The organism is Bradyrhizobium sp. AZCC 1588, assembly GCF_036924735.1.
Taxonomy (GTDB): Bacteria; Pseudomonadota; Alphaproteobacteria; order Rhizobiales; family Xanthobacteraceae; genus Bradyrhizobium.
Map to the genome: position 1 here is coordinate 3,243,172 of NZ_JAZHSC010000001.1, position 13,777 is coordinate 3,256,948.

Below are 13,777 nucleotides of genomic sequence, written 5' to 3' on the forward strand. Positions count from 1 at the left end.
GCAATTCCCTGCCCGGTGGTACACCGGATAAACGCAATTTTAAGCTAAATATTAGCAATTTCAGTCGCTGGGATTTTTTTCAACGCCCGGAGAACATTGCCATGACGCTGCGGCTTACGATTTCGCGCGCGATATTGATTTTTGGATTGGTCACCGCATTAGGTCTCGGTGCCGTCATTGCCACCAGCGTCTACGGGCTGTCGCAGCTCAAGGTCGGTGGTCCGCTTTACAACCAGATCAAGCTCGGCAACGACCTCATTGCCGACATCCTGCCGCCGCCCGAATATGTCATCGAGGCCTATCTCGAGGCCACCCTCGTGCTGCACGATTCGGCGCAGCTTTCGTCGCATCGCGACCGTATTGCGCAGCTCAAGAAGGAATATGACGAGCGGCACGATTTCTGGACCAAATCCGATCTCGATCCGGTGCTGAAGACGAAGTTGGTCGAGAAGTCCGACAGCGAGGTGCGCCGCTTCTGGACCGCAATCCAGGGCGGCCTGTTGCCTGCGCTCGCCAAGGGCGACGGCACGGCTGCGGCGAAATCCTATGCCGAGATCACCGCATGCTATACCGCGCACCGCGCCATCATCGACGACATCGTCAAGCAGACCAACGAGCAGAACGCGGCGACGGAGGTCGCGGCGACGGGGCGCGTCAGCACGTTCACGTGGGTGCTGTGGGGCGTTTCGGCCGCGGTGTTTCTGGTCATCGGCGCCGGCATTTTCGGTGTGGCATTCGGCGTCATACGCCCCATCGCCGAAATGACCAATGTGATGAAGGGTCTTGCCGGCGGCGACCTCAATGTCTCGGTCCCGGCGCTCAGCCGCGACGACGAAGTCGGCGCCATGGCGCGCGCGGTTCAGGTGTTCAAGGACAACGCGCTGCGCGTTCAGTCGATGGAGTCGGAGCAGGCAAGTCTGAAGTCGAAGGCCGAAGGCGAACGCAAGGCCGCGATGCAGCAGATGGCCGATGGCTTCGATGCCGCGATTGGAAAGATCATTCAGACCGTATCGACCGCCTCATCCGAACTCGAATCATCGGCCGGACAGCTAACCAAGACTGCGGAAGTGACCCAGATGCTCTCGGCAACCGTTGCCTCCGCATCGGAGCAATCCTCGGCCAACGCGCAGTCCGCCGCGGCGGCCGCGGAAGAGATGGCCTCGTCGGTGTCGGAGATCGGCCGCCAGGTCCAGGATTCGCACAAGATATCCCGCGAGGCGGTCAGCCAGGTCGAGCAGACCAACGCGCGGATTGCCGATCTCGCGCAGTCCGCCAGCCGGATCGGCGAAGTGGTCAAGATGATCAGCGCGGTCGCCGAGCAGACCAACCTGCTGGCGCTGAACGCCACGATCGAAGCGGCGCGCGCCGGTGAGGCGGGCCGCGGATTTGCGGTTGTCGCCTCCGAGGTCAAGGCGCTTGCCGCGCAGACCGCGAAAGCGACCGAGGAAATCAGCGAGCAGATCAGCCAGATGCAATCGGCGACCAATCAGTCGGTGTCGGCGATCCAGGAAATCGGCGGCACGATCGGCCGCATCGCGGAAATCTCGCAGGCAATCGCGGCAGCGGTGGAAGAGCAGGGCGCAACAACCCAGGAGATCTCGCGCAACGTGCAGCAGGCGGCGCAGGGCGCCACGCAGGTCGCGGGCAGCATCACCGACGTCAACCGCGGCGCGACCGATACCGGCGCGGCATCGACGCATGTGCATGGTCTGGCCCGCTCGCTGCTGGGACAGAGCAATCATCTCAAGGGCGAAGTGGAGAAATTCCTCTCGACCGTTCGCGCGGCCTAGAGCATGATCCGAAAAAGTGCGAAGCGGTTTTCCGAAAAGATCATGCTCAAACAAAGAGATGATATCAGCGGACGGGAATTTGCTAATAACGAAGATACGCGGGCGATGCCCGCGTATCCGAAACTCTCTTCTCGCATTCACTCGGAATCAGATCAGTCGATACCGGCGAAGCTTCGTCAGTGACAGCAGCAGTGCTGCGTCAGTGACAGCAGCAAGCGCTGCGTCAGTGCACGCTGACGGCCTGAAGCTCGTTGCTCCATGCGTTGGCGATCGCCGCTTCGCGGCTGTCGGTCAGCATGATCGGGGTGCCGTCGGCGGCATGCAGCGCGAACAGTTTCAGCCCTGGCGCGATTTTCGGCGCTTGCGGAAACAGTCCCGGCACGTCCTCGGAACGGACTTGTTTCACGTAGGCGATATGGCCTTCACCAAGATGGGCCAGCGCCTCAACGGAAACCTTTTCGGATTCGAAGGTCACACTCATGTCACTCATGGTCTCGACTCCTCTGGAGACTAAGCGGTCGAGTCCGCTCCTTGTTCCACTATTATTCGTGCTCATTGATAGCGATTGTCTTAACGACCCTTTCAGGCTCCGGCCTGGCAAGGTCGATCGACAACAGCCCGTTTTTCAAATCCGCGCCCAGCACCTGCATCCCTTCCGCCAGCACGAAGGTGCGCTGGAAGTGGCGCGCGGCGATGCCGCGATGGATGTATTGCCGGGCCTTGTCGTCCTGCTGGCGGCCCCGGATCACGAGCTGGTTTTCCTCAATGGTCACATCGAGTTGGTCACGGGTAAAACCCGCTACCGCCAGCGTGATGCGCAACCGTTCGGGTTGGCCGTTGGCGCGGTCGCACCGCTCGATGTTGTAAGGAGGATAACCGTCGGCGCCTTTGACGACGCGATCGAGCGCACGCTCGATTTCGTCGAACCCAAGCAGGAACGGACTTGATAACGAAGGAACACGAGACATCACAAAGTCCTCTCGAAGCGACTTTGAGGGGCCCTTGCGGCGCCCCATTCAACCGGCCGGCCGACTTGCCGTCCGGTCATGAGGGAATATGGGGGTGATTTGGGGAGGGTTCAAGCACCTCTGAACGTTGCGTAAATCGGCGGTGGTGGGGTTTTCCACCGTCATTCCGGGATGGTCCAAAGGACCGGACCTCAGGTGCGCAAGTGCGCACCGGGGAATCTCGAGATTCTCGGGTGCGCAAGTGCGCACCGATAGTTCGCTTCGCGCCCCGGAATGACCCGGCTATACTTCGACTCGTTTCCGTCCATCAGCGGTAAAGAGATGCAGCTTGTCGGGCGCGGCAACCGCCCTGATTCGCTCGCCGATGGCGGGACCGACGGCGCCGGGAATCCGCACGATGATTTCCCCAGGCGGCAGCTCGCCCGGGGTGGCGGCCACCCCCTGCATTTCCTGCTGCCTCGTCCCGTAGACGAACGTCTCGGCGCCGACGCGCTCGATCGCTTCCACGGTGAGGCCGAGCGCCACGCCACCGGACACCGTTTGGTTCGAGATCACAAAGTCCTCAGGCCGGATGCCGATGATGCCGGCTTCGGCGGCGCTGATATCGCCGGCCAATTGCGATTTCAATTCGGAGCGCAGCGGCATCAGGTTCATCGGCGGGGCGCCGATGAAGGAGGCAACGAAGGTGGTGGCGGGCTTCTGGTAAATTTCCAGCGGATTGCCGATCTGCTCGACCTGGCCGCCGTTCATCACCACGAGAATGTCGGCCAGCGTCATCGCCTCGAGCTGATCGTGGGTGACGTAGATCGATGTTGTGGACAGCCGGCGCTGCAATTTGCGGATTTCGACGCGCATGGCGATGCGCAGTTTGGCATCGAGGTTCGATAGCGGCTCGTCGAACAGAAACACTTTTGGCTGCCGCACGATGGCGCGGCCCATCGCGACGCGCTGGCGCTGGCCGCCGGACAATTGCCGCGGCTTGCGTTCGAGCATTGCGCCGAGCTCGAGAATGCGTGCCGCTTCCTCGACACGCGTCTTGATCTCGCCCTCCGCCATGCCGCGGTTGCGCAGGCCATAGGCCATGTTGTTGTAGACGCTCATGTGCGGGTAGAGCGCGTAGTTCTGGAACACCATTGCGATGTCGCGGTCGGCCGGCTCGATCTGGTTGACGACGCGCCCGCCGATATCGATCTCACCGCCGGTGATGGTCTCCAGCCCCGCGACCATGCGCAGCAGCGTGGACTTGCCGCAGCCTGACGGGCCGACCAGCACGCAGAACTGGCCGTCGCCGACCTCGAAATCGATGCCCTTGATGGCCTCGAAGCCACCAAGGTAGGTTTTGCGGACGTTGCGGAGCGTTACATTAGCCATGGGTTGCGCCGGCGAATAGCGAATGGCGAATAGCGAATAGGGAAGCGCAGCGCGCCGGGACGCTCGCAGTATTTTCCATTCGCCATTCGCTACTCACTATTCGCCTCCTCACTTTTCCGTCTGGACCAGGCCGCGGACGAACAGCCGCTGCATGAATATGACCACTGCGACCGGTGGCAGCATGGCGAGGACCGCGGTCGCCATTGCGAGCTGCCATTCGGCCAGCTCGTCGGTCGTCACCAGCATCTTCTTGATGCCGATCACGATGGTCTGCATCGAATCCTGCGTCGTAATCAAAAGCGGCCAGAGATATTGATTCCAGCCATAGATGAACTGAATGACGAACAGCGCCGCCATGGTCGTCACCGACAGCGGCAAGAGCGTATCCCAGAAGAAGCGGAAGGGTCCGGCGCCGTCGATGCGCGAGGCTTCCAGGAGTTCATCCGGCACCGTCATGAAGAACTGGCGGAACAGCAGCGTGCCGGTGGCGGATGCAATCAGCGGCAGGATCAGGCCGGCATAGGTGTCGAGCAGGCGCAAATCCGCGACCACCTTGTAGGTCGGGTAGATGCGCACTTCGACCGGCAGCATCAGCGTGATGAAGATGATCCAGAACGCAGTCTTGCGGAAGGGAAAGCGGAAATAGACCACCGCATAGGCCGACAGGATCGAGATGAAGATCTTGCCCACCGCAATGCCGATCGCCGAGACGAAGGAGTTGATCAGCATGTTGGCCACCGGCTCGCGGCTGGTGCGTGCGCCGCCGACGAAGATGGCGCGATAATAGTTCTCCAACGTGTGGCTGCCGGGCGTCGCCGGCATGTGGCCGCCGACCACCGTCGCTGCATCATGGGTCGAGGCGACCAGCGCGAGATAAACCGGGAAAGCGACGATGAATATGCCAAGCGTCAGGATCGCGTAGGCGATGAAATCGGTGAGCGGGCGGTGCTCGACCATCAGTACTGCACCTTGCGTTCGACATAGCGGAACTGGATCGCGGTTAGCGCGATCACGATGACCATCAGCACCACCGACTGCGCCGCCGAGCCGCCGAGGTCGCCACCGAGACGGCCGTCGGCATAGACCTTGTAGACCATGGTGGTGGTGGCGCCGGCGGGGCCCCCGCCGGTGACAGCGTCGATGATGCCAAACGTGTCGAAGAAGACGTAGACGACGTTGACCACCAGCAGGAAGAACGTCGTCGGCGACAGCAGCGGGAAGATGATGGTCCAGAAGCGGCGCATCGGCCGGGCGCCGTCGATGGCACCGGCCTCGATCACGCTCCTTGGGATCGCTTGCAGGCCGGCCAGGAAGAACAGAAAATTGTAAGAGATCTGCTTCCAGACGGACGCCATTACCACCAGCATCATGGCGTGGTTCTCGTTAAGCAGCGGATTCCAGTCGAGACCCATGCCGCGCAGCGGACGCGCCAGCATGCCGAGCGAAGGCTGGAACATGAAGAACCAGAGCACGCCGGCCACCGCGGGCGCCACCGCGTAGGGCCAGATCATCAGCGTCTTGTAGGCGGGCGCGGCCTTCAGATTCTTGTCGGCCTGGGTTGCGAACAACAGTGCGATCGAGAGCGACAGCGCCGCAACCAGCGTCGAGAAGATCACCGTCGTCAGCATCGACCGGTAATATTCCGGCTGAGCGAACAGGGCCTGATAATTTTCCAGCCCGACGAATTCGGAGACCAGGCCGAACGCGTCCTCGCGCAGGAAGGACTGCCAGATCGCCTGGCTTGCCGGCCAATAGAAGAAGACAACCGTGATGACGAGCTGCGGCAGCAGCAGCAGATAGGGCAGCAGGCGGTTGTTGAAGACGGTGGACTTTTCCATTCAGGCGTCGCGGTCTTCCCGGTGATGCAAGCGCTCCCTCCCGCATTGCAGGAGGGAGCGCCGGTAGTCTGGTTCAGCTTCGCCTACTTGGCAGTCTTCTCGAAGGTGCGCAACATCGCATTGCCCCGGGAGACGGCCGCATCGAGGGCTTCCTTCGCGGACTTCTTGCCGCCCAGCGCCGCCTCGATCTCCTCGGACCAGAGGTCGCGCATCTGCACCATGTTGCCGAAGCGCAGGCCGCGCGAATTCTCGGTCGGCTCCTTGTTGGTGAGTTCCTTCAAGGGAGTCTGCAGAGTCGGGTTCTTCTCATAGAAGCCGTCCTTGATCGACTTCTCGTAAGCCGCCTTGGTGATCGGCAGATAGCCGGACTCCTGATGCAGCTTGGCCTGGCGGTTGGTGTCCGACAGGTAAGGTGAAGAACTTTGCGACGCCCTTGTATTCCTCCGGCTTCTTGCCGCCCATCACCCAGAGCGACGCGCCGCCGATAATCGAGTTCTGCGGGGCGCCGGCAACATCAGGGTAATAGGGCATCGGCGCCGAGGTGAAGTCGAATTTGGCCGTGCCTTTGGCGGTCGCGTAATAGCCCGACGAGGTCAGGAAGATCGCGCATTCGCCGGAGCCGAAGCGGGCCTCGTTGGTGCTGGTGCGCCCGCCATAATCGTAGGTCTTGTCCTTCTGCAGATCGACCAGGTTCTGCAGGTGTTTTACATGCAGCGGCGAGTTGAACTTCAGCTCGGTATCGAAACCGTCGAGGCCGTTGGCCTTGGTGCCGATCGGCACGTTGTGCCAGGCCGAGAACTGCTCGATATGCACCCAGCTCGCCCAGGCATTGGAGAAGCCGCAGGTCGCATGCCCCGCCGCTTTCAGCTTCTTGGCGGCGTCGAACACTTCGGGCCAGGTCTTCGGGATTTCGGTGACACCCGCCTTCTTCAATTCAACCTTGTTGATCCACATCACCGTCGACGAGGAGTTGAAGGGGAACGAAAGCATGTCTCCCTTGGAGGTCGAGTAGTAGCCGGTGATGGTCGGCAGGTACGCCTTGGGGTCGAACGGCTCGCCGGCATCCTTCATGAGCTGGTAGACTGGCTTGATGGCGCCGGTGGCGCTCATCATGGTGGCGGTGCCGACTTCGAACACTTGCATGATGTGCGGCGCGTTGCCGGCGCGGAACGCCGCGATGCCGGCGTTCATGGTGTCGGGATAGCTGCCCTTGTAGGACGGCACGACCTTGTAGTCGGACTGGCTGGCGTTGAACTCTTCGGCGAGCTTGTTGACGATGTCGTTGTTGCCGCCGGTCATGGCGTGCCACCACTGGATCTCGGTCACAGCGTGGGCAGGTGTTGCGAACGCCAGCGCAGCAGTGACTGCCGCGGCTGGGCCGAATTGTCGAAATGCCATGTAATTCCTCCAGGTTGGGGTCGTCACCTTCGTTTCGCGCGATAACAGCGCCGGATGACGTGCAAATGACCGTATAAGCGAAAGGATGCTAGTGGGAAAGCGTGCGGCTGGGGAAGCCGGAAAATAGGCGAAGGCGCCAATGATAGCCGCTGCCCCTGCGAACGCAGGGGCCCATAACCACACCGTCTGTGGTTGAAGAAAAGCGGCTACCATAGCGCCCAAAGCGAAGCCGCGGCGTATGGGCCCCTGCGTTCGCAGGGGCGACGGGGTCTAGCGCTTGCGTTCGGAGCCGCAGACCGCGCCCTTGGCGACCAGCGCCTCGATCTCGCCCTTCGAGTAGCCGAACTCGCCCAGCACCTCCGATGTGTGCTGGCTGAATTTCGGCGGCGTGCGGCGCAGGCTGGGCTTGGTCCGCTCCAGCCGGATCGGGGAGGCGACGCCCTTGTACCAGTCCTTTTCGATGATATCGCCGCGATGCAGCGTATGCGGATTGGTCAGCGCCTGGTCGATCTTCTGCACCGGGCCCGCCGGCAGTCCCGCCGCCAGCAGCCGATTGCAGAGCGGTTCGGCCTCGTGCTGGCTGAACACGGCGGCGAGCTCGGCGCGCAGCGCCTCGCGGTTGGCGATACGGTTCTTGTTGCGGGCAAAGCGCGGATCGGTGCCGAGTTCGGGCTTGCCGATTTCCTTGGCAAGCTTGCGGAAGGTGCCGTCATTGCCGACGCCGATGAAGATGTTGTCGGTCTTGGTCGGGAAGATCGCGTAAGGAACGAGGTTCGGGTGCTCGTTGCCGGTGAGCGACGGCGGCTTGCCATGCATGAAATAGTTCGCGGTGTGCGGATGCATGATCGCAAGGCCGGTTTCATACAGCGTGGTTTCGAGAAACTGGCCAAGTCCCGAACGCTGCCGCTCCGACAGCGCCATCAGGATGCCGATCGCCGCGTAAAGCCCGGTGGTGATGTCGACCAGCGGTACGCCGATCCGCATCGGGCCGCTTTCGGGCGAGCCGGTCGCCGCGATCATGCCGGTCATGGCCTGGATGATCGCGTCATAGCCGGGATTGCCGCCGCGCGGACCGTCGGCGCCGAACCCGGAAATCCGGCAGTGCACCAGTCTTGGAAACTTCGCGCGCAAGACGTCGTTGCCGATGCCCCATTTGTCGAGCGTGCCCGGCTTGAAATTCTCGATCAGGACGTCGGCCGTCTCCAATAGCTTCATCAGCACCGCGCGTCCGTCCTCGGACGCGAGGTCGAGGCCGATCGAGCGCTTGTTGCGGTTGATGCCGACGAAATAGGCCGCGTCCTCCTCGTGGAACGGAGGGCCCCAGTCGCGGACTTCATCGCCAGCCGGCGGCTCGACCTTGATCACGTCGGCGCCGTGGTCGGCGAGGATTTGCGTGCAATAGGGGCCGCCAAGCACGCGCGTCAGATCGATCACGCGCAGGCCGGTCATTGCGCCGGGAGAACTCATGGAGAAGACCTTCGCTCAGGGTGAGAAATGGAGGCTTTGAGCTAGCGGTCTTCAGGCGCGGCGGCAATGGCGTCTCGCGCACAGGCGCATGACGCGGCCGCCGTAGCACGAACTCGAAAATTCCGCGGGACGAACGGCCCGCCGATATCAGCGGCGGGCCGTTTGAATCATGCCGTCAGACGACCATCAGGCGCACATCCACATTGCCGCGCGTGGCGTTGGAGTAAGGGCACACCTGATGGGCTTTCGCGACGAGGGCTTCCGCTTCCGCCTTGGGAACGCCGGGCAGCGAAACGGCGAGTTCGATATCGAGGCCGAAGCCGCCGGCCGAGCGCGGACCGATGCCGACGGTGGAGGTCACCGAGGCGTCCGCCGGCACCTTCGGCCCGCCCTGCGAAGCCACGAATTTCATCGCGCCGATGAAGCAGGCGGCATAACCGGCCGCGAACAGTTGCTCGGGATTGTTGCCGGCGCCACCGCCGCCGCCGAGTTCTTTCGGGGTGGCGAGCTTGACGTCGAGTGCGCCGTCGAGGGTGGCGGCGTGGCCATCGCGGCCGCCGGTTGCCTTGGCGCTGGTCTTGTAGAGCACGTTCACGGACATGTCGGTCTCCTCTGGGTTTGCCGTTTTGGTGGACTATGTATTGCACACAATTAGATTTTGCACAATCAAAATTATTGCAGAGGCCGCGATTTAATTGTATACAATTGAAATCAAGCGCTTACGGCTCCCAATCGGGGCAGGGGCGCCGCCCGTTGACGAGGTTGTGATGGCCAGAAAACATGCGGCTGACCTGCCGCTGAAGCTCGATAATCAGCTCTGCTTTGCGGTGTATTCCACCGCGCACGCGTTCAACCGCGTCTACAAGCCGCTGCTCGACCGGCTCGGACTCACCTATCCGCAATATCTGGTCATGCTGGTGCTGTGGGAGCGCGACGGCGTGCCGGTGAAAGACATCGGCGAGCGGCTGCACCTGGATTCCGGCACGCTGACGCCGCTGCTCAAGCGGCTGGAGGCGGCCGAACTGATCAAGCGGACACGCAGCACCGAGGACGAGCGGCAGGTGCTGATCGCATTAACCCCAAAGGGCGAAGCGCTGCGGGAGAAAGCGCGGGCTGTGCCGCAGGCGATCCTGGCGGCGTCGGCCTGCTCGGTCGGCGAGCTGGCGGCGATGAAGAACGAGATCGTCGCGCTGCGCGACCGGTTGAATGCGGTGGTGGGGGAGTGAGGGGGCGGCGGCTAGAGGCGCTTCTTGGCGAAGGCGCGACCGGAGGCTGACTTCAAGTATTTTTCGAACGCGACCGCCTGAGCTTCATCGCTGAACGCCACGTAGGTCTTAATTCGCCAAGGCCCGTATTTCGAAGTGTGCGGGAGGTCACCCGCGTTGTGTCTTGCCAATCGACCTCGCAAGTCGTCCGTGATGCCGATGTAGAAATGCAGAGAGTCGAGACTTTCGAGAATGTAGACGTATTTCATGGATCACCCGCCCAAGCCAAAGCTTAGGATGAGGAAACCACATTTTCACGAGAAACGGGCTTTTGACTACGTCAGGGCTTGCCCAGGCCCGTCTTCGCCCTTCGGGCTACGCCGCGGCAGCCTTCGCTTGCTTCGCTACGATAGCGCACGGCTTGGCTTGCCGAGCCGTAGCTTGCGAAGCAAGCGAAGGCTGGTGGAGCCAGGCGGGATCGAACCGCCGACCTCTTGCATGCCATGCAAGCGCTCTCCCAGCTGAGCTATGGCCCCGTCACAGTCAAGGCACGGTCTCTCCGACCATGCTCCCGCAAGCCTTGGGCGACTCGCGGGGGAGACCCAGAACATAGTTCTGGGCCGATCTCAAGTCTCTTCGTCACCTCCGACGTCGCCGATGATGTCGGTAACGTCCTCATCGCCCTCTTCCTCGTCGGGAATGAAGGTAGAATCGTCGTCGTCATCGTCCTCGATGGTCTCGTCGATCTCGATATCGTCTTCCGATTCGGGAACCACGGCCTTGACCTTGCCGGTGTTCTCCTCGGCATCGGCCTCCTCGAGCGAGACCAATTCTTCGGCCTCGGCGGCCTCCGGCATATCGGCGGCAGCGGTAGCCGACGCGGCGGCTGCGGCGCGCGCGGCGTCGCCACGGGCGGCTCGCGGCGGCGCGATCGGGGCAATCGGGACGACCTCGCCGGTGTAGGGCGAAATCACCGGGCTCTTGTTCAGGTCATAGAACTTTTTACCCGTCGTCGGGCAAATACGCTTGGTTCCGAGATCGGATTTGGCCACGTGTAGATCCTGGGAAATTCTGAAAAACGGTGCTTCACTTGGCTAGTTGAGGGGCCGGTGTCAATAGCGCTTTGAAGCTTTTGAGGGCCGCGTGACGCCGTGTGGTCCATGTGATACTGCCGCCCCCGCAGAGGACCACCATCTTGACCCATTCAACCACCCAGACCCCGCTGAAATCCCGCGCCAGCGGTCCCTTGGCCGGGAAAGTCCGCGTTCCCGGCGACAAGTCGATTTCTCACCGCGCGCTCATCCTGGGGGCGCTTTCGGTCGGCGAAACCAGGATCTCCGGCCTGCTCGAGGGCGAGGACGTCCTCAACACCGCCAAATCGATGCAAGCACTGGGCGCCCAGGTCGAGCGAACCGGGCCGTTTGCCTGGCAGGTCAGGGGCGTGGGTGTGGCAGGCTTCGCCCAGCCGGCCTCCCCGCTCGATTTCGGCAATTCCGGCACCGGGTGCCGGCTGGTGATGGGGGCTGTGGCCGGCTGCCCGATCACGGCCGTGTTCGACGGCGACGCCTCGCTGCGCTCCCGCCCGATGCGCCGGATCCTCGATCCCCTGGAACTGATGGGGGCCAAAGCCGGGGAGACCAGGGAAGGCGGCCGCCTGCCGCTGACGCTGCATGGCGCCCGCGATCCCGTGCCGATCCTGTATCGCACGCCAGTGGCCTCGGCTCAGATCAAGTCGGCGGTGCTGCTGGCGGGACTTGCCGCGCCTGGCGTCACGACCGTCATCGAGCAGGAAGCCAGCCGCGATCATACCGAGCTGATGCTGAAACATTTCGGCGCAGATATCGTCTCAGTCAGGGAAGGCAGCCACGGCCGCAAGATCGCGCTCACCGGCCAGCCCGAACTGCACGGCGCCGAGGTCGTGGTGCCTGCCGATCCGTCTTCGGCGGCATTTCCGATCGTGGCGGCGCTGATCGTCGCTGGCTCCGACGTGACCTTCTCCGACGTCATGACCAACCCGTTGCGCACCGGCCTGCTCACGACGCTGCGCGAGATGGGCGCCGCCATCGAGGAAAGCGAGGTTCGCGGCGACGCCGGCGAGCCGATGGCCCGCTTGCGCGTGCGCGCCTCAAAACTGCGCGGCATCGAGGTGCCGCCGGAACGCGCGCCCTCGATGATCGACGAATATCTGGTGCTCGCGGTCGCAGCCTCCTTTGCCGAAGGTACCACCATCATGCGCGGCCTGCAGGAACTGCGCGTCAAGGAGTCCGACCGGCTGGAGGCGACCGCCGCTATGCTGCGCGTCAACGGCGTCAGGGTCGAGATCGCGGGCGATGATTTGATCGTTGAGGGCCGCGGCCACGTCCCCGGCGGCGGTCTCGTCGCCACCCACATGGACCACCGTATTGCGATGTCGGCGCTGGTGATGGGGCTTGCGGCCGACAAGCCGATCAAGGTCGACGATACCGCCTTCATCGCCACCAGCTTTCCGGATTTCATCCCGATGATGCGCTCGCTGGGAGCTGAGCTTTCATGAGAGTGTGCATTGCGCCAAGTGAGGAGCAAGCCAAGTGATAGGCTCTCTTGCGCAGGCGGTCGCACGCATCAACCTTGGAGAACCCTACTTCGTGGTCTTCCCGGAATTTCACGATCGCTTCGTGGCTACAACAGACGTGGATGTCCGCGCGGCCATGTTAGCTGAAGCACCGCTGTTGACTGGCGATCGCCGGCTCGATGCTATGGTGGGGGCGATCGCTCACTATCTGGCTGGCCGATATAAGCTGGCGGGTATTCCCAGATGGACGAGCAATCCCTCCAGAAGGCTCGAAAAACCGTGGCACACGAGTTCCATCGGTGTCGATTGGAGACGTGAGTATTTGAGCGATGGGATGCGCGAATATCTGACCTTCAGTAGTCCAGCCGAATTCGCATCGCGCAATATCTTCACAGAAGAGCGTCCGCTGCAATGCTCTCTTGGCACTCAATCAACAACCGAGCATTAGCATGATCATCGCCATCGACGGACCGGCGGCATCCGGCAAAGGGACGCTCGGCAAACGCCTCGCCCATCATTACGGCTATCGCCACCTCGACACCGGCGTGATCTATCGCGCGGTGGCGAAGGCGTTGCTGGACGAGGGTTTCGATCTGACGGACGAGGCGCGGGCCGTCGCCGTCGCGATGGAGCTTGATCCCGAGAAGTTCGGGCATCCCGAGCTCAAGACGCAACGGATCGGCGACGCCGCTTCGGTGGTGTCGGCGATCCCTAGTGTGCGCGAGGCGCTGGTCAATTTTCAGCGCCAGTTCGCGGCCGATCCGCCGGGCGCCGTGCTCGACGGGCGCGACATTGGAACCGTGATCTGCCCGAACGCCGACGTGAAGATTTTCGTAGTCGCCGATCCGCAGGTGCGGGCCCGCCGCCGGACGCTCGAAGCCCGCGCGCGGGGCGAGGAGGCCGATGAGGCGCTGGTGCTGGCCGATATCCTCAAGCGCGACGAGCGGGACCGCAATCGCGCTGCCGCCCCGCTCAAAGCGGCCGACGACGCCCACATCCTGGATAACTCCAATCTCGACATCGAGGCCGGCGTTCGCGCCGCAATTGCCATCGTCGAGGCCGTCCGCGCCCAGCGGAAATAGCCGGGATTTGACCCGTCGCGGTGGCCCGAACCGCCCGTAAATCGGGCATTTCCGGCTTGCCGAAAATGGCCCGTGGGGCTATATCCACGCCCATCCGGGCCGCCATC

14 protein-coding genes, 1 tRNA gene and 1 pseudogene are annotated in these 13,777 nt (G+C 62.7%); 5 read left to right on the plus strand and 11 right to left on the minus strand.

Annotation, left to right across the window (positions count from 1 at the left end; genetic code table 11):
• Positions 1 to 101: 101 nt before the first annotated feature.
• A complete protein-coding gene (locus tag V1277_RS15160) occupies positions 102 to 1,790 on the plus strand; it encodes a methyl-accepting chemotaxis protein (RefSeq protein WP_334417022.1) in 1,689 nt (562 codons plus the stop codon).
• A gap of 223 nt (positions 1,791 to 2,013) precedes the next feature.
• Here the strand turns inward: V1277_RS15160 and V1277_RS15165 are convergent, their stop codons facing one another.
• The 8 genes and pseudogenes from V1277_RS15165 to V1277_RS15200 all read right to left on the minus strand — a co-directional run bounded on the left by V1277_RS15165 (position 2,014) and on the right by V1277_RS15200 (position 9,433).
• Positions 2,014 to 2,280, minus strand: coding sequence for a DUF1150 family protein (locus tag V1277_RS15165; RefSeq protein WP_065746389.1), 267 nt, complete (start codon positions 2,278 to 2,280; stop codon positions 2,014 to 2,016).
• 52 nt (positions 2,281 to 2,332) lie between these two features.
• On the minus strand, positions 2,333 to 2,758 hold the full coding sequence (locus tag V1277_RS15170) for an Hsp20 family protein (RefSeq protein WP_028347911.1): 426 nt from the start codon (positions 2,756 to 2,758) through the stop codon (positions 2,333 to 2,335).
• Between the two features lie 282 nt (positions 2,759 to 3,040).
• The gene (locus V1277_RS15175; protein WP_334417024.1) at positions 3,041 to 4,129 is read right to left on the minus strand and encodes a sn-glycerol-3-phosphate import ATP-binding protein UgpC; all 1,089 of its coding nucleotides are present in this window, start codon (positions 4,127 to 4,129) and stop codon (positions 3,041 to 3,043) included.
• Between the two features lie 108 nt (positions 4,130 to 4,237).
• Positions 4,238 to 5,086: a sn-glycerol-3-phosphate ABC transporter permease UgpE gene (gene ugpE, locus V1277_RS15180; protein ID WP_334417026.1), complete on the minus strand. Its 849-nt coding sequence runs from the start codon at positions 5,084 to 5,086 to the stop codon at positions 4,238 to 4,240.
• Positions 5,086 to 5,967, minus strand: a complete 882-nt coding sequence (gene ugpA, locus V1277_RS15185; protein WP_334371546.1) for a sn-glycerol-3-phosphate ABC transporter permease UgpA — start codon at positions 5,965 to 5,967, stop codon at positions 5,086 to 5,088. Before ugpA ends, ugpE begins: the two co-directional genes overlap by 1 nt.
• Before the next feature lie 83 nt (positions 5,968 to 6,050).
• Positions 6,051 to 7,365: pseudogene (ugpB, locus tag V1277_RS15190) on the minus strand (sn-glycerol-3-phosphate ABC transporter substrate-binding protein UgpB).
• A gap of 270 nt (positions 7,366 to 7,635) precedes the next feature.
• On the minus strand, positions 7,636 to 8,832 hold the full coding sequence (locus tag V1277_RS15195) for a CaiB/BaiF CoA transferase family protein (RefSeq protein ID WP_334417028.1): 1,197 nt from the start codon (positions 8,830 to 8,832) through the stop codon (positions 7,636 to 7,638).
• A 175-nt stretch (positions 8,833 to 9,007) separates the two neighbouring features.
• Positions 9,008 to 9,433, minus strand: a complete 426-nt coding sequence (locus V1277_RS15200) for an organic hydroperoxide resistance protein (protein ID WP_334417030.1) — start codon at positions 9,431 to 9,433, stop codon at positions 9,008 to 9,010.
• Between the two features lie 166 nt (positions 9,434 to 9,599).
• Here V1277_RS15200 and V1277_RS15205 point away from each other — a divergent pair, with 166 nt between their 5' ends.
• A complete protein-coding gene (locus V1277_RS15205) occupies positions 9,600 to 10,058 on the plus strand; it encodes a MarR family winged helix-turn-helix transcriptional regulator (protein ID WP_334417032.1) in 459 nt (152 codons plus the stop codon).
• Positions 10,059 to 10,069: 11 nt separating this feature from the next.
• Here the strand turns inward: V1277_RS15205 and V1277_RS15210 are convergent, their stop codons facing one another.
• The 3 genes from V1277_RS15210 to V1277_RS15220 form a co-directional block, all read right to left on the minus strand.
• Positions 10,070 to 10,306 (minus strand): GIY-YIG nuclease family protein, encoded by a 237-nt coding sequence (locus V1277_RS15210; protein ID WP_334417034.1) that lies wholly within the window; start codon positions 10,304 to 10,306, stop codon positions 10,070 to 10,072.
• A gap of 191 nt (positions 10,307 to 10,497) precedes the next feature.
• Positions 10,498 to 10,573 (minus strand) — tRNA-Ala (locus V1277_RS15215).
• 90 nt (positions 10,574 to 10,663) lie between these two features.
• Entirely contained in the window at positions 10,664 to 11,089 is a 426-nt protein-coding gene (locus V1277_RS15220; RefSeq protein WP_065726216.1) for a TIGR02300 family protein, read from the minus strand.
• Between the two features lie 143 nt (positions 11,090 to 11,232).
• Here V1277_RS15220 and aroA point away from each other — a divergent pair, with 143 nt between their 5' ends.
• The 3 genes from aroA to cmk are packed head-to-tail and all read left to right on the plus strand — an operon-like array spanning position 11,233 to position 13,670.
• Positions 11,233 to 12,570 (plus strand): 3-phosphoshikimate 1-carboxyvinyltransferase, encoded by a 1,338-nt coding sequence (gene aroA, locus V1277_RS15225; RefSeq protein ID WP_334417036.1) that lies wholly within the window; start codon positions 11,233 to 11,235, stop codon positions 12,568 to 12,570.
• 34 nt (positions 12,571 to 12,604) lie between these two features.
• Positions 12,605 to 13,036 carry a hypothetical protein gene (locus V1277_RS15230; protein WP_334417038.1) on the plus strand — a complete coding sequence of 144 codons (432 nt, stop codon included), beginning with the start codon at positions 12,605 to 12,607 and terminating at the stop codon, positions 13,034 to 13,036.
• 1 nt (position 13,037) lies between these two features.
• Positions 13,038 to 13,670 (plus strand): (d)CMP kinase, encoded by a 633-nt coding sequence (cmk, locus tag V1277_RS15235; RefSeq protein ID WP_334371535.1) that lies wholly within the window; start codon positions 13,038 to 13,040, stop codon positions 13,668 to 13,670.
• Positions 13,671 to 13,777 lie beyond the last annotated feature (107 nt).

Excerpts from the sequence above, each read along its gene's own strand:
- V1277_RS15160 (WP_334417022.1), top strand. The coding sequence starts at position 102 with ATGACGCTGCGGCTTACGATTTCGCGCGCGATATTGATTTTTGGATTG.
- V1277_RS15165 (WP_065746389.1), bottom strand. The coding sequence starts at position 2,280 with ATGAGTGACATGAGTGTGACCTTCGAATCCGAAAAGGTTTCCGTTGAG.
- V1277_RS15170 (WP_028347911.1), bottom strand. The coding sequence starts at position 2,758 with ATGTCTCGTGTTCCTTCGTTATCAAGTCCGTTCCTGCTTGGGTTCGAC.
- V1277_RS15175 (WP_334417024.1), bottom strand. The coding sequence starts at position 4,129 with ATGGCTAATGTAACGCTCCGCAACGTCCGCAAAACCTACCTTGGTGGC.
- ugpE (WP_334417026.1), bottom strand. The coding sequence starts at position 5,086 with ATGGTCGAGCACCGCCCGCTCACCGATTTCATCGCCTACGCGATCCTG.
- ugpA (WP_334371546.1), bottom strand. The coding sequence starts at position 5,967 with ATGGAAAAGTCCACCGTCTTCAACAACCGCCTGCTGCCCTATCTGCTG.
- V1277_RS15195 (WP_334417028.1), bottom strand. The coding sequence starts at position 8,832 with ATGAGTTCTCCCGGCGCAATGACCGGCCTGCGCGTGATCGATCTGACG.
- V1277_RS15200 (WP_334417030.1), bottom strand. The coding sequence starts at position 9,433 with ATGTCCGTGAACGTGCTCTACAAGACCAGCGCCAAGGCAACCGGCGGC.
- V1277_RS15205 (WP_334417032.1), top strand. The coding sequence starts at position 9,600 with ATGGCCAGAAAACATGCGGCTGACCTGCCGCTGAAGCTCGATAATCAG.
- V1277_RS15210 (WP_334417034.1), bottom strand. The coding sequence starts at position 10,306 with ATGAAATACGTCTACATTCTCGAAAGTCTCGACTCTCTGCATTTCTAC.
- cmk (WP_334371535.1), top strand. The coding sequence starts at position 13,038 with ATGATCATCGCCATCGACGGACCGGCGGCATCCGGCAAAGGGACGCTC.